We start from the raw sequence: 21,671 nt of genomic DNA on the forward strand, positions 1-21,671 counted from the left end.
AGGGCGCGGGCTCACGGGGCGGCGGCCCCGGCGGTTTCCTCGCGGGGAACGAGCAGCAGCAGCACCAGGCCCAGCACGAAGAAGCCGCCGATGGCGATCACCGTATTGCGCAGGTCGCCCGTGAGCTGGAACACCAGGCCGTAGGCCAGGGTGCCGAGCACGGTGCCCAGGTAGTAGCTCACGTCGTAGAAGCTGAAGAAGCTGGCGTGGTCGGTGGTGGCGGGCAGGAACTTGGCGTAGGTGCTGCGCGAGAGCGACTGGCAGCCGCCCATCACCAGGCCCACCCCGGCGGCCAGGGCGTAGAACTCATGCGCCCAGCGGGTGAAGTAGGCCGCGATGCACAGGCCCACCCACACGACCACACCCACCGACAGGGTGCGCAGGTTGCCGATGCGGCCGCTGAGCCGCGCGAAGAGCCCCGCCCCCACGGCGGCCACCAGCTGGATGAGCAGGATGCTGATGATGAGGCTCTCGTCGCCGATGGGCACCACCTGGCCGGTGGCATCGTGGTCCTTGATCTCGCGCGCGGCGAAGGCCACGGCCAGGTACATCACCGTCTGGATGCCCATGTTGAACACGAAGAAGGCGGCGAGGAAGCCGCGCAGGCGGGGCATGGCGCGCAGCTGGCCCCACACCTTGCGCAGTTCGCGGTAGCCCGCGGTGAGGGCATTCGCGGAGGGCGAACGTTCTCCATCCTGCTCGCGCACCGGTGTACGGGCGGGCAGGGCGCGGAAGGGGATCTGGGCCCAGCCGGCCCACCACAGGCCCACGGTGAGGAAGCTGAGCCGCGCGGCCAGGCCGGGCGTGTCCGGGATGCCGAAGAGCGCAGGCTTCATCACCATCGCCAAGTTGATGATCAGCAGGAGCACGCTGCCGAGGTAGCCCATGGTGTAGCCGCGGGCGCTCACCCGGTCATGGTCCTTCTTCTCGGCGATCTCCGGCAGGAAGGCGTCGTAGAACACAAGGCTGCCGCTGAACCCCACACAGGCGAGCATGAAGAGCGCCAGGCCCAGGAGCAGGTCGTCGAAGGTGAAGAAGAAAAGACCCGCGCAGCTGGCCGCGCCCACGTAGCAGAAGGCCTTGAGGTAGGCCAGCTTGTTGCCCCGGCTGTCGGCGATGCCCGAGAGGATCGGCGCCAGCAGGGTCACGATCAGGAAGCCGGCGCTGAGGGCATAGGACTGCAGGCTGTCCGCGGGCACGCCGTAGCGCGCGGCCACCTGGTCCGCGCCGTTGTCCATGGTGATGGCGGCGTAGTAGATGGGGAAGATGGCACTGGTGATGGTGAGCGAGTAGGCCGAGTTGGCCCAGTCGTACATGGTCCAGGCGCGGATGACGCGCTTATCACCGGGTATCACGCGAGCAAGGTAGGGGGCTGAACGCGAACGGCCCGAAGCGCATCCGGGCCGTTCCTGCGTGATCCGGACCGGATCACTCCAGCTCGAACTCCACGCGCCGGTTCTTGCTCAGGGCCACCTCGTCCTCGCCGGGGTCGGCGGGGCTGTCGGCCTTCTGACCCACGGTGGTGATGCGCTCGGCGGCGATGCCGCCCTCCACGAGCACCGCCTTCACGGCGTCGGCGCGCAGTTTGCCCAGTTCCAGCAGGTCGGGGCGCATGCGCGTGCGGTCGTCCTCCACCACGTCCATGTGACCTACGAGGCGCACCTTCACGGCGGGGTCGGCCTTCAGCGCCTCGACCACATCGTTCAGCGGCTGGTCCATGGCACCGTCGATGCTCTGCTGGAAACGCTTGAAGTAGATCGCCGTGGCGTCCACCTGCTGGGCGGGCTTCAGGCTCTTGTTCACCGTGGAGCGCTTGCTGTAGATGAACTCGCTCTCGGCCTTGTCCAGTTGTTCGCAGGTGCACTCGCTCATCAGCTTGATGGGCTTCACGCTCACGTCATCGATGTAGTAATAGGCCTTGAACACCTGGGGGCGCACTTCGCCCTTCGGGCGCTTCACCTTGCCGGTGACCACCTTGTCGTTGGCCACCGTGTTGCCGAGGATCAGATACTGCTCATCGCCCTTCGCTTCGTACACGCCGCACACGCCCTGCCAGGAGTAGAGGTCGTCGTAGATCTTCGTGCGCAGGTTGGGCACCTGCATCTCGTAGGTGAGGGCCGCCTCGTCGTCCTTCTTCACCATGATCTTGCTGACGTAGGCACCCAGTTCGTTGGCGCTGTACTTGCTGAGGTCGGCCAGGCTCACATAGTAGCTGATGCAGTACTTCTGGCCCTTGGTGAGCATCTTCTTGAACTTGACCTGCAGGTAGCTGCGCGGCTCCTTGTTCATGTAGCTCCACCACATGAGCCCGGCATAGTTGCTGCCGGTGAGGGCGCCCTGGTCGCCGTATTGGTTGCGCGGCGCCGAAGCGGGGCTGTTCACCACGCGGTCGCTGAACAGGTCGGCCGGCACGGCGGTGGGGCTCTTCCATCCCTTGGCCATCTCGATGCTGCCCATTCGCTTGAGCTTGCCCTCGACCTCCTCGAAGCTGCCGTTGGGCACCATGTTCAAGCTGTCCTCCACAGGGTTCTCATCGTCCTGGGCGATGAGCGGCGCGGTGAGAAACAGGGCGAGCGGGAGCAGGAAGGGTCGGAAACGCATGGTCATGGTCGATGGGTGGGCAAGATAACGGTCGCCGGCCGACCCACCGGGCAAGGCGCGTGCCACACGTACGGATCGATGTGCGACCTTCGTTGTTCACGGCATGCGCGCTCTCCTTCCCCTCCTTCTGTCCGCGGCGCTGTTCGCGCCCGGCGCCGCCAGTGCCCAATGGGCCGTGGGCCTGCTCGGTGGCCTGGGCCAGGATCATGGCTGGCAGGGGCGCACAAGCTGGATGGGTGCGTTGGTGGAGCACCGGCTGGGCGACAGCAGCTCGTTCGTGCTCCGCCTCACCGGCCTGGCCTTCACTCCGGTGGAGCGTGTGTACGGGGAGACCGTGGTGGCCGATGACGGGACCGTGGGCGTGGAGGCCGTGATGCACGAACTGATCGGCCGGGGCGGCGTGCAGCTGTCCGTGCGCTGGCCCTTCCTGACGGTGCCCTGTGAAGGGGGCTACCACCGCGGCGCCTACGTGATGGCCGGCGCCGGTTGGGAACACGCGTGGGTGCGGCAGGCCGGCTATGCCGTGCAGGAGGAAGTGGGCGCCGAGTCCATCCTGGTGCGCGAGCGACGCTGGACGGTGGACCGACTGACGGGCCACGCCGCGGTGGGCGCGCAATACGGCACACGCTGGGGTTCGCCCTTCCTGGAGGTGCAGATGAACGCCGGCCCCATGCCGTACGACACCGGCCTCTGGGGCATCACCCTGGTGGGGCTGCAGCTCGGCTACCGGTACGTGTTCGTTCGCCGCTGAGGCCTCCTGCTCTTTCCGCTTGCGCAGTGCGCGCCGCCGGATGCGCGATCGGGCTACCGGACGACGACGTGCAAGGCTTGTTTCGCCTCACCAAGCGAACACGCCATGCGCCCCACCGCTGCTCCGTTCCCCACGCGACCGCTGCCCGACCGCTGGACCCTGCTGATGCCCGGGCTCACCATTTTGTGCCGCGTGCTGGGCGTGGTGTGCGGGCTGGTGGCGTTGGGGATGGGGATGGGTTGAAAGCTGCTTCTTCAGCCCGGGCGGTCCTTGGTCCATTCTTCGACCCGGCCGCCGATCATCCGCTCTACTTTCGGTGCCTCCCATGAGGCCCGCCCTTCTCCTTTGCGCCGCCCTCTTCTGCATCTCGTCAACACAGGCGCAGATCGATTTCGACTCACTGTGGGGCGTGTGGCAGGACAGCACGCAGGCGCCTGTGGACCGCCTTCGGGCGATGAGCTACATCAGCATCGACGGCTTCCTCTACAGCGACCCCGACAGTGCGGCCGTGCTGGCGGGGCTGCAGTACGACCTGGCGGTGCGGCACGGCAACGCGCGCTACCAGGGCATCGCCACCACCACACTGGGCGAGTACCACATGATGAAGGGCGATTACGCCCGGGCGCTGGATCGGTTCACCCAGGCGCAGCAAGCCTTCGCTAAGGCCGGCGAACCTTCCGCACAGGCAAAGAGCATCAGTAATATGGGGGTCCTGTTGCAGGAACTGGGGGACACGGACAAAGCACTCGACCTGTACCGACAGAGCCTTGAACTGGCCCGCTCGATCCCCGACACGGGGAGCATCGCCGCCGCAATGATCAACATCGGCACGCTGGAGCTGGCGCGCGGCGACACCGGCACCGCGGTGGCCCACTACGAGCAATGCCTGTCACTCTCGGCCGGTTACCCGAACACCCGCGACCAGGCCATCGCCGCCTCGGACCTGGGGATCATCCGCAGCACCCAAGGCGATCGCTCTGAAGCGCTGCGGCTTCATCACCGATGCCTGGACCTGGCGCGGGCGGGAGGGCACCAGGACCTGGAGGCCATGGCCTTGAGCAACATCGGCAGCCACCACCTGCGCACGGGCGACCTTCCGCTGGCCGAGCGCTACGGGCGCGACGCCCTGGCGCTGGCCCGCTCCGCCGGCTTCACCAAGCAGGAGTCCGATGTGCGCGGCCTGCTCCACAGCGTGTACAAGAAGCTGGGGCGGTCCACCGAGGCCTTGGAGATGCTGGAACGCCAGCTGGCCCTGCAGGACAGCTTGCGCAGCGAGGAAGGTCGCAAGGAGCTGCTGCGGTTCGGGTATGAGAAGCGTTCCCTGGCCGACAGCCTGTCCTTCGCAGCCGAGCTGGCACAGGCGGAGGACCGGCGCACGATCGCCGAACTGCGCGCCGAGCGCAACCGCAACCGGGCGTGGGTGACCGCGGGCGCGGGGGTGCTGCTGCTGGGCGGACTGGCCGCGTGGAGCTGGACCGACCGCCGGCGCCGGCGCGAGCGCTTCGAGAAGGAGGCCGCCCACCTGGAGACGCAGGCCCTGCGCAGCCAGATGAACCCGCACTTCATCTTCAATGCCCTCAACAGCATCGCGGCCTTCGTGCAGGGCAACGACCCGGACAAGGCCACGGGATTCCTCAGCCGGTTCGCGCGCGTGATGCGGGCCGTGCTGGAGAACAGCCGCAAGAGCGAGGTGCCCCTGGAGGACGACCTGGAGGCGCTCAAGGGCTACATGGAGCTGGAGCGCATGCGCATGGAGGGCCGTTTCGACCTGCGGATCGAGGTGGACCCTGCGCTGGACCCTGCCGAGGTGCTGGTGCCCCCGCTGGTGGTGCAGCCCTTCGTGGAGAACGCCATCTGGCACGGCATGGCGGGCAAGGAGGCCGGTGGCCTCATCACGCTGAAGGTGGAACGCCGTGGCGATCGCCTGGTGTACACCGTGGAAGATAACGGCCTGGGCCGGCAAGCCCGTCGCGAAAGCCAGGCCGTCGCACCGCCTGCGAAGAAGACCTCGCTCGGCACGGCCATTACCCGTGCCCGGTTGGACCTGGTGGCCAAGCAGCACGGCGGACAGGCCGGATTCCGCACCATCGACCTGCCCCAGGGCACCCGCGTGGAAGTGGAGCTGCCCCTCTTGCACGCCCATGACTGAAGCCCTGGAAAGCGAAAGGCCCACCGTGCGGTGGGCCCTTCGCCAAGAGGTCGGTCCCGCTTACTGCTTGGTGCCCGTGTAGGTGCAGGTCGTACCGGAGATGTTCAGGTTCAAGGTGAGGATGTTGCCCACCAGTTGACCGGATCCCTGGATGGTGTTGCCACCACTGATCGTCTGGTTGGAAATGGTCAAGGACGAACCACTGACCGTGCAGATCCAGTTATCGAAGCCATCGGTCATCACCACCTTGGTGATCCCGGCCGAGCTGTTCGAAACGGTCATGTTGATGGTGACCGGCGATCCCCCGGAACAGCTGAAGGTACCGCTGTAGTTACCAACGAACTTGGCGCGGGTCTGTGTTCCGCACTCGCTGCCCTCATAGCCGGTGTCGCACACGCAGTTGCCGTCCACGCAGCTGCCGCTGCCGCAGTTCTTGTCCTTGCACTCGTCCTTCTTGCAGCCCGTGGCGGTGAAGGCCACGATGGCCAGGCCGAGCATCATGTTCGAGATCGATCGGAGGTTCATGGGTCTTGGGTTTGTTGGTGCACGGTCTGTTGGTCCGGCAGCGGCACGAATGTACATGGATGATCGCGAACGACCATCCCTGATCCTCGTGGCTCAGTCCTTTTGCTGCGCGCGGATGATGTTCAGCGCGCTGCCCGCCTTGAACCACTCGATCTGCTGCGCATTGTAGGTGTGGTTCACCTGGATGCTGTCCTTCGACCCGTCCTTGTGCTTGAACACGAGGGTGAGCGGCTTGCCGGGCGCAAAGGACGTGAGGTCGGTGAAGTCGATGCGGTCGTCCTCCTGGATCTTGTCGTAGTCGGACTCGTTGCTGAAGGTGAGGGCGAGCATGCCCTGTTTCTTCAGGTTGGTCTCGTGGATGCGCGCGAAGCCCTTCACCAGCACGGCGGCCACACCGAGGTGACGCGGCTGCATGGCGGCGTGCTCGCGGCTGCTGCCCTCCCCGTAGTTCTGATCGCCCACGATGATGCTGGACACGCTGGCGGCCTTGTAGGCGCGCTGGGTGGCGGGCACCGCACCGTACTCACCGGTGAGCTGGTTCTTCACCTTGTCGGCCTCGCCGTTGAAGGCGTTGATGGCCCCGATGAGCGTGTTGTTGCTGATGTTGTCCAGGTGACCGCGGTAGCGCAGCCAGCTGCCGGCCATGCTGATGTGGTCGGTGGTGCACTTGCCCTTGGCCTTGATCAGCAGCACCGCGTCGCTGATGTTCGTGCCGTTCCACGCGGGGAAGGGCTCCAGCAGCTGTAGGCGCTGGCTGTCGGGCTTCACCACCACCTCCACTTTGGAGCCGTCGGCGGCGGGGGCCTGGTAGCCGTTGTCCTCCACGGCGAAGCCCTTGGGCGGAAGCTCCCAGCCGGTGGGCTCGGCCAGCTTCACCTGCTCGCCCTTGTCGTTGACAAGTGTGTCGTGGACGGGATCGAAGGTGAGCTTGCCGCTGATGGCGATGGCCGCCACCATCTCCGGCGAGGCCACGAAGGCGTGCGTATTGGGGTTGCCGTCAGCGCGCTTGGCGAAGTTGCGGTTGAAGGAGTGGACGATGGAGTTCTTCTCCTGCTTGTCCGCCCCTTCCCGCGCCCACTGCCCGATGCAGGGACCGCAGGCGTTGGTGAAGATGGTGGCGCCGCTCTTCTCGAAGGTCTCGATGAAGCCATCGCGCTCGATGGTGTAGCGCACCTGCTCGCTTCCGGGATTGATGCCCAAGTGCGACTTCGGCTTCAGACCCTTGCTCACGGCGTCGGCCACGATGCTGGCGGCGCGGCTGATGTCCTCGTAGCTGCTGTTGGTGCAGGAACCGATCAGCGCCCATTCGATGTCGGTGGGCCAATCGTTCTTGGCGGCCTTCTCCTTCATCTCGCTCACCGGCGTGGCCAGGTCGGGGGTGAAGGGGCCGTTGAGGTGCGGGCTCAGGGTGCTGAGGTCGATCTCGATCACCTGGTCGAAGTACTTCGCCGGATCGGCGTACACCTCGGGGTCGCCGGTGAGGTCGGCGGCGATGGTGTCGGCCATGGCGGCCACTTCCGCACGGCCGGTGGCCTTCAGATAGCGGCGCATGCTGTCGTCGTAGCCGAAGGTGCTGGTGGTGGCGCCGATCTCAGCGCCCATGTTGGCGATGGTGCCTTTGCCGGTGCAGCTCATGCTCTCGGCTCCGGGTCCGAAGTATTCTACGATAGCACCCGTCCCGCCTTTCACCGTAAGGATGCCAGCCACCTTCAGGATCACGTCCTTCGGTGCGGTCCAGCCGTTGAGCTTTCCGGTGAGCTTCACGCCGATGAGCTTGGGGAACTTGAGCTCCCAGGGCAGGCCGCTCATCACGTCGCAGGCGTCCGCACCGCCCACGCCGATGGCCACCATGCCCAGGCCACCGGCGTTCACCGTGTGGCTGTCGGTGCCGATCATCATGCCGCCGGGGAAGGCGTAGTTCTCCAGCATCACCTGGTGGATGATGCCCGCGCCCGGCTTCCAGAAACCGATGTCGTATTTGTTGCTGATGCTCTCCAGGAAGTTGAAGACCTCGTTGCTCTTGTTCAGCGCCTCCTGCAGGTCCTGCTTCGCGCCCACGCGGGCCTGGATCAGGTGGTCGCAGTGCACGGTGCTGGGCACGGCCACCTTCTTCCTTCCGGTGGTGCTGAACTGCAGCAGGGCCATCTGCGCGGTGGCGTCCTGCATGGTCACCCGGTCGGGGGCGAAATCCACGTAGTCCTTGCCGCGGCCGAAGGCGGTCTTTGGCTCGCCGTCCCAGAGGTGGGCGTAGAGGATCTTCTCGCTGAGGGTCAAGGGGCGACCCACCACCTTGCGGGCGGCGGCCACACGTGCGGGGAAGCGGCTGTACACCGCCTTGATCATGTCGAGGTCGAAGATCGTGCTCATGCGCGGTCGGGTGCGTTTTTGCGGCCGCAAAGGTACGCGGACAGTGATCCGTGGACCGGCCGGCGGCGGGAGTTCCGAACAAGGGATCAACCCACCACCACCGCCCGGGTCTCATCGAGGTGGACGGGGTCGATGGTGGCCCCGAGCCCGGGTCCTTCCGGCAGGCGGATGCGCCCCCCCGGACCGTACGCGATCCCCCCCACCACGGGGTCGCCGGTGAACATCAGTGGGGTGTCCATGTCGCAGTAGCGCACGCAGGGGTCGCTCAGCGCCAGGGCGGCCGCGGCGCTCCACGCCAGCCGGCTCTCGAGGAAGCCGCCCACCTGCACGGTCAGGCCCGCCTCGGCGGCCAGGGTGATGATCTTGCGGGCCTTGAACAGGCCGCCGCTCTTGCCCAGCTTGATGTTGAAGCGCTGGCAGGCGCCCAGGGCGATGAGCCGCTCGGCGTCGTGGTGGTCGCAGCAGCTCTCGTCGGCCATGATGGGGATGGGCGAAGCCTCCTTCACCCGGCGCAGGTCCATGAACTGCCAGCGTGGGATGGGTTCCTCGCAATGTTCAATGCCCGCGTCGGACAGGGCGTTCAGCACCCGGATGGCCGTGTCGGGGTCCCAGCCCTGGTTGGCATCGATGCGCAGAGGGATCGAAGGGATCCTTGATCGGATGGCCCGGATCCGCCTGATGTCCAGATCACCTGCGCCGCCCAGCTTCACCTTGATCACCGGGAAGCCTTCGGCGGCGACGGCCTCCGCATCGGTGGCCATCCGCTCGGGCTCACCCAGGCTCACGGTGTAGTCGGTGATGGGATCGAAGCGATCCTGCCCACCGAGGTGGATCCACAGCGGACGATCAGCGGCTTGTGCGGCCAGGTCGTGCAAGGCGATGTCGAAGGCGCTCTTGATGCTGCTGTTGCCGAAGATCAGGCGGTCCATCACCGCATGTGCTCCTTCAAGGTCGTCGGCGGAGTGGCCCACCAGGGCACGGGCCAGATGGCGGCCCACGGCCAGGCCCGTCTCCTGGGTCTCGCCGTTGATGGTCCAGAACGGGCTGCACTCCCCCCACCCCACCCGGCCGTCGGCGGTGTGGACCTGCACCACCACGTTGGTCACCTCGTGGAGGGCGCCCAGGGAGGTGACGAAGGGCGCCTTCAGGGGGATGGTGAGGGGGTGGAGGACAACGCGGTGGATGCGCATGGTCCAGCGAAGGTGGCAAGGGATCCCCACGTATGTTCGCGCTCATGCATGCCGGACGTCGGTTCACCCTGCGGGAGGTCCTGTACTGGACGCGCCGCGACATCGTGTGGTTCCTCCTGCTGGCCATCGTGCCCACGGTGCTGTACGAAGTGGTCGGCTGGAAGTGGCTGACCCTGCCGTGGGTGCCCATCGCGCTCATCGGCACGGCCGTGGCCTTCCTCACCGGCTTCCGCAACAACGCGTGCTACGACCGCTTGTGGGAGGCCCGCCAGATCTACGGCGCCATCGTGAACAGCAGCCGGAGCTGGGGCATCATGGTGCGGGACTTCATCACCGCCCGGCACGCCTCCGCACCGCTGGCCGACGGTGAACTGCAGCGGATCCATACGCGGCTCATCCACCGCCACATCGCCTGGATGCATGCGCTGCGCTTCCAGTTGCGCCAGCCGCGGGTGTGGGAGCACCTCATCAAGGTGTACAACAGGGAGTACCGCAGGTGGTACACGATCGACGAGGTGGACTCCAAGCTGGAGGATGCGCTGCGGGGGCTGATCGCGCAGGAGGAGCAGGTGCGCGTGCTCGCCTTGAGCAACCGGGCCACCCAGCTGATCGCCGAGAGCTCGCGCGACCTGCGCGAGCTGCTGGACCGGGGGCTGATCGAGGACTTCCGCCACATGGAGCTGGAGCGGATGCTGGTGGACCTGTACACCCAGCAGGGCAAGTGCGAGCGGATCAAGAACTTCCCCTATCCCAAACAGTACGGCACCTTGAACCTGATGTTCACACGGCTGTTCATCAACCTGGTGCCCTTCGGGATGTTGAACGAGTTCGCCAAGATGGGCGATGGGTTCGTCTGGCTCACCATCCCCTTCAGCGCCTTGGTGGCCTGGGTGTTCAACATGATGGAACGGATCGGCGAGGCCAGCGAGAACCCTTTCGAGGGCGGGGCGAACGATGTGCCCATCACGGCCATCACACGGGCGATCGAGATCGACCTGCGGGAGATGCTCGGCGAGAAGGACATCCCCAAGCCGCTGCAGCCGGTGAACAACATCCTGATGTGAGGCGCTGATACGCCGGACGCACCGACACAGGCCGCCACTTCACGGCTTGAATGGAAAAAGGGGCCTGGTGGCCCCTTTTTCCTGTTGTTCGTTCGAGCTCACTCGCCCACCACCTCGAACGGGATGCTGCGCACCACGTCGCGATGGAAGCTGACCTCGGCCTCGTAGGTGCCGATGGACTTGATCGTGTCGCCCTTGATCTTGATGTTCTTGCGGTCCACCTCGAAGCCGAGGGCCTTGATGGCATCGGCCAGCATGATGGTGTTGACGCTGCCGAAGATCTTGCCCTTCTCGCCCACCTTGGCCGCGACCTTCAGGGTCTTGTTGGCCAGGCCTTCGGCGATCTTCTCGGCCGCCGAGCGGACCTGGGCCTCCTTGTGGGCGCGCTGCTTGAGCGTTTCGTTGAGCTGCTTGCGGGCGCTGTCGGTGGCGACCGTCGCCAGGCCGCGGGGGATCAGGAAGTTGCGGGCGTAGCCGTCGCGCACCTTCACCACATCGTTGGCGTAGCCCAAGTTGTCCACGTCCGTTTTCAGAATGACCTCCATGGTGATGACTGTTGGGGGTGGATCACTTGAGCATGTCGCCCACGTAGGGCATGAGGGCCAGGTGGCGGGCCCGCTTGACGGCCTGGCCGACCTTGCGCTGGTACTTGAGGCTGGTGCCGGTGAGGCGGCGGGGCAGGATCTTGCCCTGCTCGTTCACGAAGCGCAGCAGGAAATCGGCGTCCTTGTAGTCGATGTACGTGATGCCGAGCTTCTTGAAGCGGCAGTACTTCTCCTTCTTGGTCTCGATCGCGATCGGGGTGAGGTAGCGGATCTCCCCCCCGGGAGCATTGTTCTGGGCCATGGCTTAGCTGTTCGGTTGGTCTGCGTTCTCCTCCTTGCGGCTGCGGCGAGCGGGGCGATCGGCGGGGGCTTCCCCGCTGGTGGCGCTCTGCTTGTTGCGGCGGCGGTCGGCGAAAGCCTGGTGGTGCTTGTCCATCTTCACGGTCATGAAGCGCAGCACCCGCTCATCGCGGCGGTACTCGGTCTCGAGCTTGTCCACGAACGGGGCATCGCTCTCGAACTCGAACAGGTGGTAGAAGCCCGTGGACTTCTTCTGGATGGGATACGCGAGCTTGCGCATCCCCCAGCTCTCTTCGTGGTGGACCTTGCCACGGCCTTTCTTGATCAGGTCTTTGAATTTCTTGACCGCCTCCTTTGTCTGGTCCTCAGACAAAACGGGAGTTAGGATGAAGACGGTCTCGTACCGGTTGGTCATGGTACCAGGTGTGAAATGGGGTGCGAAGGTAGGCATTTCCGCCTGTCCGCCAAGCCCCTGCCCCACCCCACCCTCAAGGCCTTGTCCACGGCTGTTGAGATCTCCGCCCGAAGGCCGCGCGGCGCCCGGTTATCTTAGCCGCCCGATGTCCGAACGCTTCGTCGTCAGCGCCCGCAAGTACCGCCCGGCCACCTTCGATACGGTGGTGGGCCAGGAGGCCGTGACCGGCACCCTGATGAACGCCATCCGGTCCGGGCACCTGGCGCAGGCCTTCCTGTTCTGCGGTCCCCGGGGGGTGGGCAAGACCACCTGCGCCCGGATCCTGGCGCGCACCATCAACTGCGAGCACCTCAACGCCGACCTCACCACCTGCGGCACCTGCGCCCCCTGCCGCACCTTCGAGGAGGGGCACAGCCTCAACATCTACGAGCTCGACGCGGCCAGCAACAACAGCGTCGACGACATCCGCAACCTCATCCTGCAGGTGCAGATCGCCCCGCAGGTCGGCAGCCGCAAGGTGTACATCATCGACGAGGTGCACATGCTGAGCTCGGCGGCCTTCAACGCCTTCCTGAAGACCCTGGAGGAGCCGCCCAGCTACGCCATCTTCATCCTGGCCACCACCGAGAAGCACAAGATCCTGCCCACCATCCTGAGCCGCTGCCAGGTGTTCGACTTCCGGCGGATCACGGTGACGGACATCGTGCGCCACCTGGCCGGCATCGCCGAGCGGGAGGGCATCGAGGCCGAGCCGCAGGCCCTGCACGTGATCGCCCAGAAGGCCGATGGCGGCCTCCGCGACGCGCTCAGCATCTTCGACCAGCTGGTGAGCTTCGCCGGGCGGAGCCTCACCTACCAGGACGTGGTGAAGAACCTGAACGTGCTGGACCACGAGCACTACTTCCGGGTGACGGACGCACTGGTGGCCGGCGACGTGCCCGGGGTGCTGCTGGAGTTCGACACCATCCTGCGCAACGGCTTCGACGGCCACCTCTTCGTGGCCGGGCTGGGCCGCCACCTGCGCGACCTGCTGGTGTGCCAGGACCCGCGGTCGGCCGGTCTGCTGGAGGTGAGCGAGGAGCTGGCCGCCCGCTACGTGGAGCAGGCCGCCCGGGTGGACCGGCGCCTGCTGCTGGCCGGGCTGGAGCGTGTGGGCCAATGCGACCTGAACTACAAGGCCAGCAAGGACCCTCGCCTGCTGGTGGAGCTGCTGCTGATCCAGCTGTGCCGAAGCGCGGCGAACGGGGAAGCCCCAGCGACCGTGCCGGCAGGCGCGGAAAAAAAAAAGCCTGAGCCCGGTGGCCTGAGCGCCGCCCCGGCCATCGCCGCGGAACCCGGCCCGGCCTCCGTGACGGACGGACCGGCGGCCCCGGCCCAGCCCACGGCCGCTGCGGCCCCGGTCCCGAGCGCCCCGCCGCCCCCGGCCCGCCGCCTGGCGCGCGGGGTGTCGCTGCGCGAGATGGCCACGCCGGCAGGCCAGCGCCCCGGTTCGGCACCCGGCGCCGAAGCGCCCACCGGTCCGGTGAGCAAGGGCCCGCCCAAGCAGGTGGCCCAGGGGCTGCTGCAAAAGGCCTGGCAGGATTTCGCCATGGCCCGCAAACGCGAAGGGCGCAACAGCCTGCACGCCACCCTGATGGCCCGAGAGCCTGTGTCCGCCGGCCCCGACCTGGTCACCTTCGTCATCCTCAACGAGGTGCAGGACCGCTACTTCCGCGAGGTGGGCCAGGAGCTGATGGCCTTCCTGCGCACCGAGTTGGACGCGCCCGGCCTGGAACTGAAGGTGGTGAAGGAGGAGGTGACCGACCTGCGGCCGCGCTACACGCCGATGGACCGCTTCCGCATCCTGGCCGAGAAGAACCCGGCCCTGCTGAAGCTGAAGGACGAGCTGGACCTGGACCTGGGCTGAGTTCCCACCGCCACGGCGCCATGAACGCAACGGAAGCGCCAAGAAGCTGAACGAACCGGCGAACGGACGGGGGTCGTCGGTCATATATTGGTACCCATATTCGGCGATACAGGCACCCATGAAGACCACCATCGAACTGCCGGAGGCGTTGTTCGAGAAGGCCAAGCGCCAGGCACGCGCACGGAAGACCACGTTGAAGGCGCTGATCGAGCAAGGGCTGCGCATGGTGCTGGCCGAGAAGCACGGCGGCCCCGCCTTCACGCTGAGGGATGCCAGCGTAGGCGGCACCGGTCTCAACCCTGACTTCAAGGATGCGTCCTGGGAGATGGTCCGTGATACGATCTACAGAGGCGAAGGGGCATGATCGCCGTGGACACCAATCTTCTGGTTTTCGCCCACCGGCGCGATTCGGCCTTCCATGGATCCGCCAGGGTCCTGGTCGGCCAACTCGCGGAGGACAGGGCCGCCTGGGCCATTCCCTGGCCCTGCCTGCATGAGTTCCACGCCATCGTGACGCATCCGCGCATCTACGCACCGCCCAGCACGCCGGAACAGTCCATCGCACAGATCGAGGCCTGGCTCGCCTCTCCGACACTGCACCTGCTCTCGGAGAACGAGATGCACTGGCCTGAGCTGCGAGGGCTGTTGGGCAAGGCGAAGGTGCAAGGCCCGTTGGTGCATGACGCCCGCATCGCCGCGCTCTGCCTGAGCCATGGCGTCCGTGAGCTCTGGTCGACCGACCGCGACTTCAGCCGGTTCCCGCGCCTGCGCGTGCGCAATCCGCTGGTCGCATCCTGGATCATCGGGTCATGAGAAACCCCGCGCTCATCCTCCTCCTGCTCGCTGCTTCCTCGATGCACGCCCAGGGCTGGGACACCACAGAGGTCAAGAACGGCCGGTACAGCGTGTTCCAAAGGGATGAGCTGGGCCGTCCGAAGAACCCCGTGGCCGTGTACGACACCACCGGCCGGCTGCTGAGCCGTGTGTGTTGGCGCGAAGGCAAGCTGCATGGCCCCGCGATCCAGTATGACAGCCTGGGGCGAAAGACCTGGCTGGAGACCTACAGGAAGGGCACGAAGCACGGGACGGAGATCTTCTTCCATCCCAATGGCCAAGTGGCCTGGAATATCCAGTGGCGTAAAGGTGTCAGAACCGGCGCCAGCGCGACGTTCCATCCGAACGGTCGCAAGGAGTGGTCCAAGGCCTACCGCGGCAACAGGCTTCATGGAGAACGGGTGCTACGCGACTCGACCGGCGCGCTGTTCAATGGCGAGTACCTGACGATATTCCCGTGGGGCATGGGTCAATACAAGACCATCTGCACCAATGGCCGCCCGCATGGCGAACTGACGGTGCTGCGAGGAGATGGGACCGTGGCCTACACCGGACGCTACAACAAGGGCTACCCCGATGGGGAGTTCATTTACTACGACAAGGCCGGCAAGGTCTATCGGACGGAGTTCTACGCGAAGGGCAGATGCGTTCGCAGCAGCGACGATATGCCGAAGGCCGGCGCCGATGAGGAAGACCCCTGACCGCATCCCCTCGTTGGGTAGTTTCGCGGCCGCGAACCCACAACCTGCCTTTCCCACAACCTCCAACCGCCAACCGTCCAAGCAGCATGTCCAAGATCAAGGTCGCGAACCCCGTAGTCGAGCTCGATGGCGATGAGATGACCCGCATCATCTGGAAGTGGATCAAGGACCAGCTGATCCTCCCCTATGTGGACGTGCCCATCGAGTACTATGATCTCGGCATCGAGCACCGCGACAAGACCGACGACAAGGTGACGGTGGAGAGCGCGAAGGCCATCCTGAAGCACAATGTGGGCATCAAGTGCGCCACCATCACGCCCGATGAGGCCCGCGTGCAAGAGTTCGGGCTGAAGCAGATGTGGAAGAGCCCCAACGGCACCATCCGCAACATCCTCAACGGAACGGTGTTCCGCGAACCGATCGTGATCAGCAACATCCCGCGCCTGGTGCCGGGGTGGACGCAGCCCATCGTGATCGGCCGCCACGCCTTCGGCGACCAGTACCGCGCCACCGATGCGGTGATCACCGGCAAGGGCACCCTCACCATGACGTTCACCCCGGAGGACGGCGGAAGCCCCACCACCTGGCAGGTGTACCAGTTCGACGGCAACGGCGTGGCGCTGAGCATGTACAACACCGACGAGAGCATCGAGGGCTTCGCCATGAGCTGCTTCAATCTGGCACTGGCGAAGAAGTGGCCGCTCTACCTCAGCACCAAGAACACCATCCTGAAGAAGTATGACGGGCGCTTCAAGGACATCTTCGAAGAGGTCTACCAGAAGCACTTCAAGGCCGATTTCGCCAAGGCCGGCATCGTGTACGAGCACCGCCTGATCGACGACATGGTGGCCAGCGCCATGAAGTGGAGCGGCGGCTTCGTGTGGGCCTGCAAGAACTACGACGGCGACGTGCAGAGCGACACCGTGGCCCAGGGCTTCGGCTCGCTGGGATTGATGACCAGCGTGCTCATCACCCCCGATGGAAAGACCATGGAGGCCGAGGCCGCCCACGGCACGGTGACCCGCCACTACCGCATGCACCAGCAGGGTAAGCCGACGAGCACCAACCCCATCGCCAGCATCTTCGCCTGGACGCGGGGCCTCGCCTTCCGGGGCAAGCTCGACGGCAACCAGGCGCTCATCGACTTCTGCACGAAGCTGGAGAACGTGTGCATCCGCACCGTGGAGAGCGGGAAGATGACCAAGGACCTCGCGGTGTGCATCCACGGGGAGAAGGTGGGCGCCGAGCACTACCTGACCACGGAAGCCTTCATGGCCGCCCTGCGCGAGGAGTTGGAGCGCGGCATGGCCTGAGGTCGCTGACCTTCCGCAGGGCAACCCGCGACCGGGCCTGAACGTCCATGGAACGTCGGGTGGGTTCACTACCTTCACCGCTCACGTTCAGGGACATGCGTCAGGGACTCACGCTTCTCACCGCCATCGTACTTCTTGTGTGTCCCGTGGAGCTGAGCGCCACGCACATCAGCGGGGTGGACATCAGCACGATCTGTGTCGGCCCCAACCAGTTCCAGATCACGCTGAACCTCTTCCGGGATTGCAGCGGGATCAGCATGCAGACCAGCGAGGAGGTCCAGTTGACGAGCAGCTGCGGCCAGTCCTTCACGGTGACCCTTCAACAGGGGCCCAACAGCGGGCAGGAGATCAGCCAGCTGTGCCCGCCGATCCTGCCGCAGAGTGACTGCGGCAACGGCGGCTATCCCGGCATGGAGGCGTACAACTACGTGACCACCGTGACGCTGAACCCGCCCTGCAACTCCTGGACGATCAGCTGGAGCGACTGCTGCCGGAACACCTCGGTGAACGTGCCCAACAGCATCAACGACGACATGTACGTGGAGTCGGTGCTGAACACGGCCACGGCCCCCTGCAACGACAGTCCGGTCTTCACGGCGCAGCCCATCCCCTTCGTCTGCCTCTTTCAGCCGGTGAACTACAACTTCGGCGTGTACGACCCGAACGGTGATTCGCTGGTGTACACCTTCATCGACGGACGGATCGACGCGTTCACCACGCTCGGATATGGCACCGGGTACACCGGTGGCAGCCCGATCCCGGGCATCACGCTGGACCCGAACTCGGGCGCGGTGAGCTTCGTGCCGACGCAGACGGGCAACTTCATCGTGGTGGTGGAGGTGACGGAGTACGATGCCAACGGGAACGTGCTGGGCACGGTGATGCGCGACATGCAGTTCACCGTGATCAACTGCACGAACATCATCCCGGACGGGCCCCAGGCGATGGGCAACCTCACCGGCGATGCCACGCAGACCGGGCCCTTCAGCCTGGAGCTGTGCCCGGGGGACCAGTTCTGTCTGGACCTGGTGTTCAGCGACGGCAACCCCACCGATTCCCTCACCCTCACCTCCAACGTGGACCTGGTCTTCCCCGGGGCCACCTTCGTGCAAACGGGCGTGAACCCCGCCACGGCGAGCATCTGTGGAACGGCGCAACCGAACACGAGCTCCACGGCCTTCACGGTGACCGCTGAGGACAACGCCTGCCCGGTGACAGGCCTGGTGAGCGCCACCATCGCCATCCAGATCCTGCCGAGCACGGTGATCAACATCCAGGACACGGTGCTGTGCTACGCGGACAACCTGGCGCTGCTGGCCACCGGAGGGAACATCTTCACCTGGACCGTGCTGAGCGGTCCGCCGCTGCAGGTACCGCTGAACTTCAGCTGCAACCCGTGCGCGAACCCCGTGGCCATGCCCACCGCCACCACGGTGTACGAGGTCACCAGCGATCTGCAGGGCCAGGGCTGCGTGAACAAGGACACGGTGACCGTGGTGGTGGTGCCGCCCTTCGGCTTCGACGCCATCACCGTCACGGACCCCAGCTGCTTCGGCTTCGCGGACGGCAGCGTGCAGGTGGTGCCCTGGGGAACGCCCGGACCGCCGTGGACCTACGAGCTCTACTCCGGAGGTGTCCTGCAGCAGACCGTGACCGCGAACGGCGCCGGCACGCTCACGGGCATCGCCGACGGCACATGGACCGTGGAGCTGGTGGAGCCGAACGGATGCCGGCACGACACCGTGCTGGTGCTGAACGAACCACCGCTGCTGGTGGCCTCGACCAGCGACACCACCATCTGCCTCACCACCGAGGCCGTGCTGAGCGCACAGGCGGTGGGCGGCACCGCGCCGTACAGCTTCACCTGGGACCAGGGCTTGCTGGGCAGCGGGCCGCACACGGTGGACCCGATGGTGGGTACGGTGTACACCGTGTTCGCGACGGACGACCAGGGCTGCACCTCGGCTGCTGTGACGGCGACGGTGGACCTGTATCCCGCCTTGAGCGTGATGGCTTCAGCGCCGGACTCCATCTGCATCGATGCGGCCTCGAACCTGAGCGCGGTGGCCGCAGGCGGCATCGGGGCCCCATACACCTACACCTGGTACGAGCTGGGCAACGGAACGATCGGCACCGGTGACGTGCTCGCCTACACGCCCAGCGGCCAGGTGAACACCTTCCACGTGGTGGTGACGGACGGCTGCGGCACACCTGCCGCGACGGACACGGTGTCCGTGGCGTGGTACCCGCCGCCCGTGCCGCTGCTGGCCCCCGACCGGTACGAGGACTGCCACCCGGCCACCTTCACCTTCACCAACCTCACCGCCGCCAGCGATGTGGGCGCGCTGTGCGAGTGGGACTTCGGCGACGGCAACACGGCCCAGGGCTGCGCCACGGTGACGAACACCTTCGTGAACGTGGGCTGCTACGACGTCACCCTCACCGTGTACAGCCCTGAAGGGTGCCCGGGCACGGCCACCTTCCCGCAGGTGGTGTGCGCCCGCCCCTACCCCGTGGCCGACTTCGACTTCCTTCCGCAGAGCGCGAACGTGCTCGATCCGGAGGTGGCCTTCTTCGACCGGTCGCAGTTCCAGGTGAGCTGGGCGTGGTCGTTCGGTGCGGGCTGTGTGCCCGATTCGGCCTTCGAGCCCGACCCCATCGTGCTCTTTCCCGAGGACGACGAGGGCGACTACCCGGTGTGGCTGCACGTGACCAACCAGTACGGCTGCCCGGACAGCGTGATGAAGGTGGTGCACATCGACGGCATCTTCTTCCTGTATGTGCCCAACGCCTTCACGCCGGACGGCGACGGGGTGAACGACCTCTTCGGTCCCTCGGGCCAGGGGCTGGCCGATGCCGACTATGAGTTCACCGTCTTCGACCGGTGGGGCAGCCCGGTGTTCCGGACCAATGACTGGCGCGAACAGTGGTCGGGCAGCGGGCTCGGAGGCGGCCCGGCGGTGCAGGGCGTGTACGCGTGGCGGCTGAAGGCCAAGGACCGCTACCGCGGCCATCGCAAGGAGGCCATGGGCCACGTGACGCTGGTGCGCTAGTCGATGCACCTTTGCGGCCGCTCCCGTGGCCGCTCCCCATCCCATCACCCGTCGTGACATCGACCGCCTGGCGGTGCCCGCGATCATCAGCGGCATCGCCGAGCCGCTGATCGCGCTGGTGGACACGGCCTTCGTGGGCAGCCTGGGCACCGCCGACCTGGGCGCGGTGGGCATCGCCAGCAGCTTCTTCCTCCTGGTGGTGTGGGTGCTGGCGCAAACGCGCAGCGCGGTGCTGAGCGTGGTGGCGCGCCACTACGGCGAGGAACGGCTGGACGCGGTCCGGGGCCTGGTGCCCATCGCCATCTGGATGAACGTGGGCCTCGGGATCTTCTTCCACCTGGTGACCGGCCCCTTCGCCGAGGACATTTTCCGCCTGTACAACGCGGAGGGCGCGGTGCTGAACAAGGCGGTGGACTACTTCCACATCCGCTCGATCGGCTTCCCGTTGTCGCTGGCCACCTTCGCCATCACCGGCGCCTTCCGGGGCATCCAGAACCTGAGCTGGAGCATGTGGATCAGCCTGCTGGGCGCGGCGGTGAACCTGCTGTTGAACCCGCTGCTCATCTTCGGCTGGGGCCCCGTGCCCGGCCTGGGCATCGAAGGGTCGGCCTGGGCCAGCGTCATCGCGCAGGCCGTGATGTGCTGCACGGCCCTGGTGATGCTGCGCACCCGGACCTCCTTCCCGGTCTGGCCCCGGCGATGGCATCACCCCGAGCTGAAGGGGCTTTGGCTGCTGAGCGGCAACCTCTTCGCCCGCACCATGGCCCTCAATGCCTGCTACTACCTGGGCAATCGCTACGCGACCGGCTATGGCGAGGCCCACATCGGCGCGCACAGCATCGCCATGCAGATCTGGCTCTTCAGCGCCTTCTTCATCGACGGCTACGCGGCGGCGGGCAGTGTCCTGGCCGGAAGGCTCAACGGCGAACGCAACTGGCGTGACCTGCACCGCATGAGCTGGCAGGTGGTCCGCATCAGTGTGCTCATCGGGGCCGCGCTGGCCGCCGTGTATGCCGTGGGCCACCCCTGGATCGGTCCGCTGTTCACCAACGACCCCGCCGTGCAGGACCTCTTCCACGGCGTGTTCTGGATGGTGATCCTCACCCAGCCGATCAACGCGGTGGCCTTTGCGTTCGACGGCATCTTCAAGGGTGTGGGCGACGGGGCGGCCCTGCGCAACGCCCTCCTGTTCAGCACGCTCCTGGTCTTCGTGCCCGTGGCGTGGGCGGGGCATGAGGCCGGTTGGGAGCTCTACGGCGTGTGGAGCGCCTTTCTGGCTTGGATGATCGCGCGTGGTGTCTGGCTCGCGGTGGTCTTCCAACGCCGCCATGGACCGCACGCCGGCGCTGCGACCGCGCGTACTTTTGGCGCATGATGCCGTGGCGCACCGGCCTGCTGATCCTGAGCCTCGGTCTTTGGTCGGGGAGCTTCGCCCAGGACTACGTGGACACCACCGCGGCCCGGCGCAAGCCAGCGCAGGACCAGCCCCGCACGCTGAAGGAACGCATCTGGTTCGGCGGTGGGCTGGGCCTGGCCTTCGGCTCGGTGACCAACATCGCCGTGGAGCCGATGGTGGGCTACAAGATCACCCGCAACGGCAAGCTCTCCGCCGGCCTCGGCATCAGCTACCAGTACTATCGGGACAACCGGTTCGCACCGGCCTTCGAAACGAGCGTCTACGGCGGTCGCCTCTTCACGCGCTACCGCATCATCGACCAGCTGTTCGCCCACGTGGAATACAGCCAGATGAACTTCGAGCTCTATGACCGTTACCAGGACCGCTTCTTCCGGCGCTGGGTCCCCTTCCTGCTGATCGGCGGCGGATACTCGGCGCACCTGGGCGGCGGCACCTACCTGACGGCCACGGTGCTCTTCGACGTGATTCAGGACCCGCTCAGCCCGTACGCGGGCGGCGAACCGTGGATCGGGGCCGGGGTGGGCTTCGGCTTCTGAGCGG

The 21,671-nt window shown here is 66.2% G+C and carries 20 protein-coding genes; 12 read left to right on the plus strand and 8 right to left on the minus strand.

What is annotated here, in order from left to right; all coding sequences use genetic code 11:
• Positions 1-11 precede the first annotated feature (11 nt).
• Both IPJ87_09885 and IPJ87_09890 read right to left on the minus strand, forming a co-directional pair.
• On the minus strand, positions 12-1,352 hold the full coding sequence (locus tag IPJ87_09885) for an MFS transporter (GenBank protein MBK7942163.1): 1,341 nt from the start codon (positions 1,350-1,352) through the stop codon (positions 12-14).
• A 76-nt stretch (positions 1,353-1,428) separates the two neighbouring features.
• A complete protein-coding gene (locus tag IPJ87_09890; protein ID MBK7942164.1) occupies positions 1,429-2,607 on the minus strand; it encodes an OmpA family protein in 1,179 nt (392 codons plus the stop codon).
• A gap of 97 nt (positions 2,608-2,704) precedes the next feature.
• Between IPJ87_09890 and IPJ87_09895 the strand changes: the two genes are divergently transcribed.
• The 3 genes from IPJ87_09895 to IPJ87_09905 all read left to right on the plus strand — a co-directional run bounded on the left by IPJ87_09895 (position 2,705) and on the right by IPJ87_09905 (position 5,501).
• On the plus strand, positions 2,705-3,352 hold the full coding sequence (locus IPJ87_09895; protein MBK7942165.1) for a hypothetical protein: 648 nt from the start codon (positions 2,705-2,707) through the stop codon (positions 3,350-3,352).
• Between the two features lie 105 nt (positions 3,353-3,457).
• Positions 3,458-3,595 (plus strand): hypothetical protein, encoded by a 138-nt coding sequence (locus IPJ87_09900; GenBank protein MBK7942166.1) that lies wholly within the window; start codon positions 3,458-3,460, stop codon positions 3,593-3,595.
• An 82-nt stretch (positions 3,596-3,677) separates the two neighbouring features.
• Positions 3,678-5,501, plus strand: coding sequence for a tetratricopeptide repeat protein (locus IPJ87_09905; GenBank protein MBK7942167.1), 1,824 nt, complete (start codon positions 3,678-3,680; stop codon positions 5,499-5,501).
• Positions 5,502-5,561: 60 nt separating this feature from the next.
• Here the strand turns inward: IPJ87_09905 and IPJ87_09910 are convergent, their stop codons facing one another.
• The 3 genes from IPJ87_09910 to IPJ87_09920 all read right to left on the minus strand — a co-directional run bounded on the left by IPJ87_09910 (position 5,562) and on the right by IPJ87_09920 (position 9,583).
• A complete protein-coding gene (locus tag IPJ87_09910; protein ID MBK7942168.1) occupies positions 5,562-6,026 on the minus strand; it encodes a hypothetical protein in 465 nt (154 codons plus the stop codon).
• Positions 6,027-6,119: 93 nt separating this feature from the next.
• A complete protein-coding gene (locus IPJ87_09915) occupies positions 6,120-8,393 on the minus strand; it encodes an aconitate hydratase (GenBank protein MBK7942169.1) in 2,274 nt (757 codons plus the stop codon).
• Positions 8,394-8,479: 86 nt separating this feature from the next.
• Positions 8,480-9,583, minus strand: coding sequence for a dipeptide epimerase (locus tag IPJ87_09920; GenBank protein MBK7942170.1), 1,104 nt, complete (start codon positions 9,581-9,583; stop codon positions 8,480-8,482).
• Positions 9,584-9,627: 44 nt separating this feature from the next.
• Between IPJ87_09920 and IPJ87_09925 the strand changes: the two genes are divergently transcribed.
• Positions 9,628-10,647, plus strand: coding sequence for a multidrug transporter (locus IPJ87_09925; GenBank protein MBK7942171.1), 1,020 nt, complete (start codon positions 9,628-9,630; stop codon positions 10,645-10,647).
• 98 nt (positions 10,648-10,745) lie between these two features.
• Here IPJ87_09925 and IPJ87_09930 read toward each other — a convergent pair whose 3' ends face one another.
• From IPJ87_09930 to IPJ87_09940, 3 genes are read right to left on the minus strand one after another with little or no spacing between them, the layout of a single operon-like run.
• Positions 10,746-11,192, minus strand: coding sequence for a 50S ribosomal protein L9 (locus tag IPJ87_09930; protein ID MBK7942172.1), 447 nt, complete (start codon positions 11,190-11,192; stop codon positions 10,746-10,748).
• 22 nt (positions 11,193-11,214) lie between these two features.
• Positions 11,215-11,493: a 30S ribosomal protein S18 gene (locus IPJ87_09935; GenBank protein ID MBK7942173.1), complete on the minus strand. Its 279-nt coding sequence runs from the start codon at positions 11,491-11,493 to the stop codon at positions 11,215-11,217.
• A 3-nt stretch (positions 11,494-11,496) separates the two neighbouring features.
• A complete protein-coding gene (locus IPJ87_09940) occupies positions 11,497-11,907 on the minus strand; it encodes a 30S ribosomal protein S6 (protein MBK7942174.1) in 411 nt (136 codons plus the stop codon).
• 145 nt (positions 11,908-12,052) lie between these two features.
• Between IPJ87_09940 and dnaX the strand changes: the two genes are divergently transcribed.
• From dnaX to IPJ87_09980, 8 genes are all read left to right on the plus strand, one after another.
• A complete protein-coding gene (gene dnaX, locus IPJ87_09945; protein MBK7942175.1) occupies positions 12,053-13,813 on the plus strand; it encodes a DNA polymerase III subunit gamma/tau in 1,761 nt (586 codons plus the stop codon).
• A 106-nt stretch (positions 13,814-13,919) separates the two neighbouring features.
• Entirely contained in the window at positions 13,920-14,177 is a 258-nt protein-coding gene (locus tag IPJ87_09950) for a DUF2191 domain-containing protein (GenBank protein ID MBK7942176.1), read from the plus strand.
• Positions 14,174-14,626: a PIN domain-containing protein gene (locus IPJ87_09955; protein MBK7942177.1), complete on the plus strand. Its 453-nt coding sequence runs from the start codon at positions 14,174-14,176 to the stop codon at positions 14,624-14,626. The genes IPJ87_09950 and IPJ87_09955 overlap by 4 nt, the downstream gene beginning before the upstream one ends.
• Positions 14,623-15,348, plus strand: coding sequence for a hypothetical protein (locus IPJ87_09960; GenBank protein ID MBK7942178.1), 726 nt, complete (start codon positions 14,623-14,625; stop codon positions 15,346-15,348). Before IPJ87_09955 ends, IPJ87_09960 begins: the two co-directional genes overlap by 4 nt.
• A gap of 86 nt (positions 15,349-15,434) precedes the next feature.
• Positions 15,435-16,661 carry an isocitrate dehydrogenase (NADP(+)) gene (locus IPJ87_09965; GenBank protein ID MBK7942179.1) on the plus strand — a complete coding sequence of 409 codons (1,227 nt, stop codon included), beginning with the start codon at positions 15,435-15,437 and terminating at the stop codon, positions 16,659-16,661.
• 95 nt (positions 16,662-16,756) lie between these two features.
• Positions 16,757-19,714: a gliding motility-associated C-terminal domain-containing protein gene (locus IPJ87_09970; GenBank protein MBK7942180.1), complete on the plus strand. Its 2,958-nt coding sequence runs from the start codon at positions 16,757-16,759 to the stop codon at positions 19,712-19,714.
• A gap of 25 nt (positions 19,715-19,739) precedes the next feature.
• Positions 19,740-21,089, plus strand: a complete 1,350-nt coding sequence (locus tag IPJ87_09975; protein ID MBK7942181.1) for an MATE family efflux transporter — start codon at positions 19,740-19,742, stop codon at positions 21,087-21,089.
• The gene (locus IPJ87_09980; protein ID MBK7942182.1) at positions 21,086-21,667 is read left to right on the plus strand and encodes a hypothetical protein; all 582 of its coding nucleotides are present in this window, start codon (positions 21,086-21,088) and stop codon (positions 21,665-21,667) included. Before IPJ87_09975 ends, IPJ87_09980 begins: the two co-directional genes overlap by 4 nt.
• Positions 21,668-21,671: the final 4 nt, after the last annotated feature.

The sequence above is a fragment of the Flavobacteriales bacterium genome (assembly GCA_016713875.1).
Lineage (GTDB): Bacteria > Bacteroidota > Bacteroidia > Flavobacteriales_F > PHOS-HE28 > PHOS-HE28.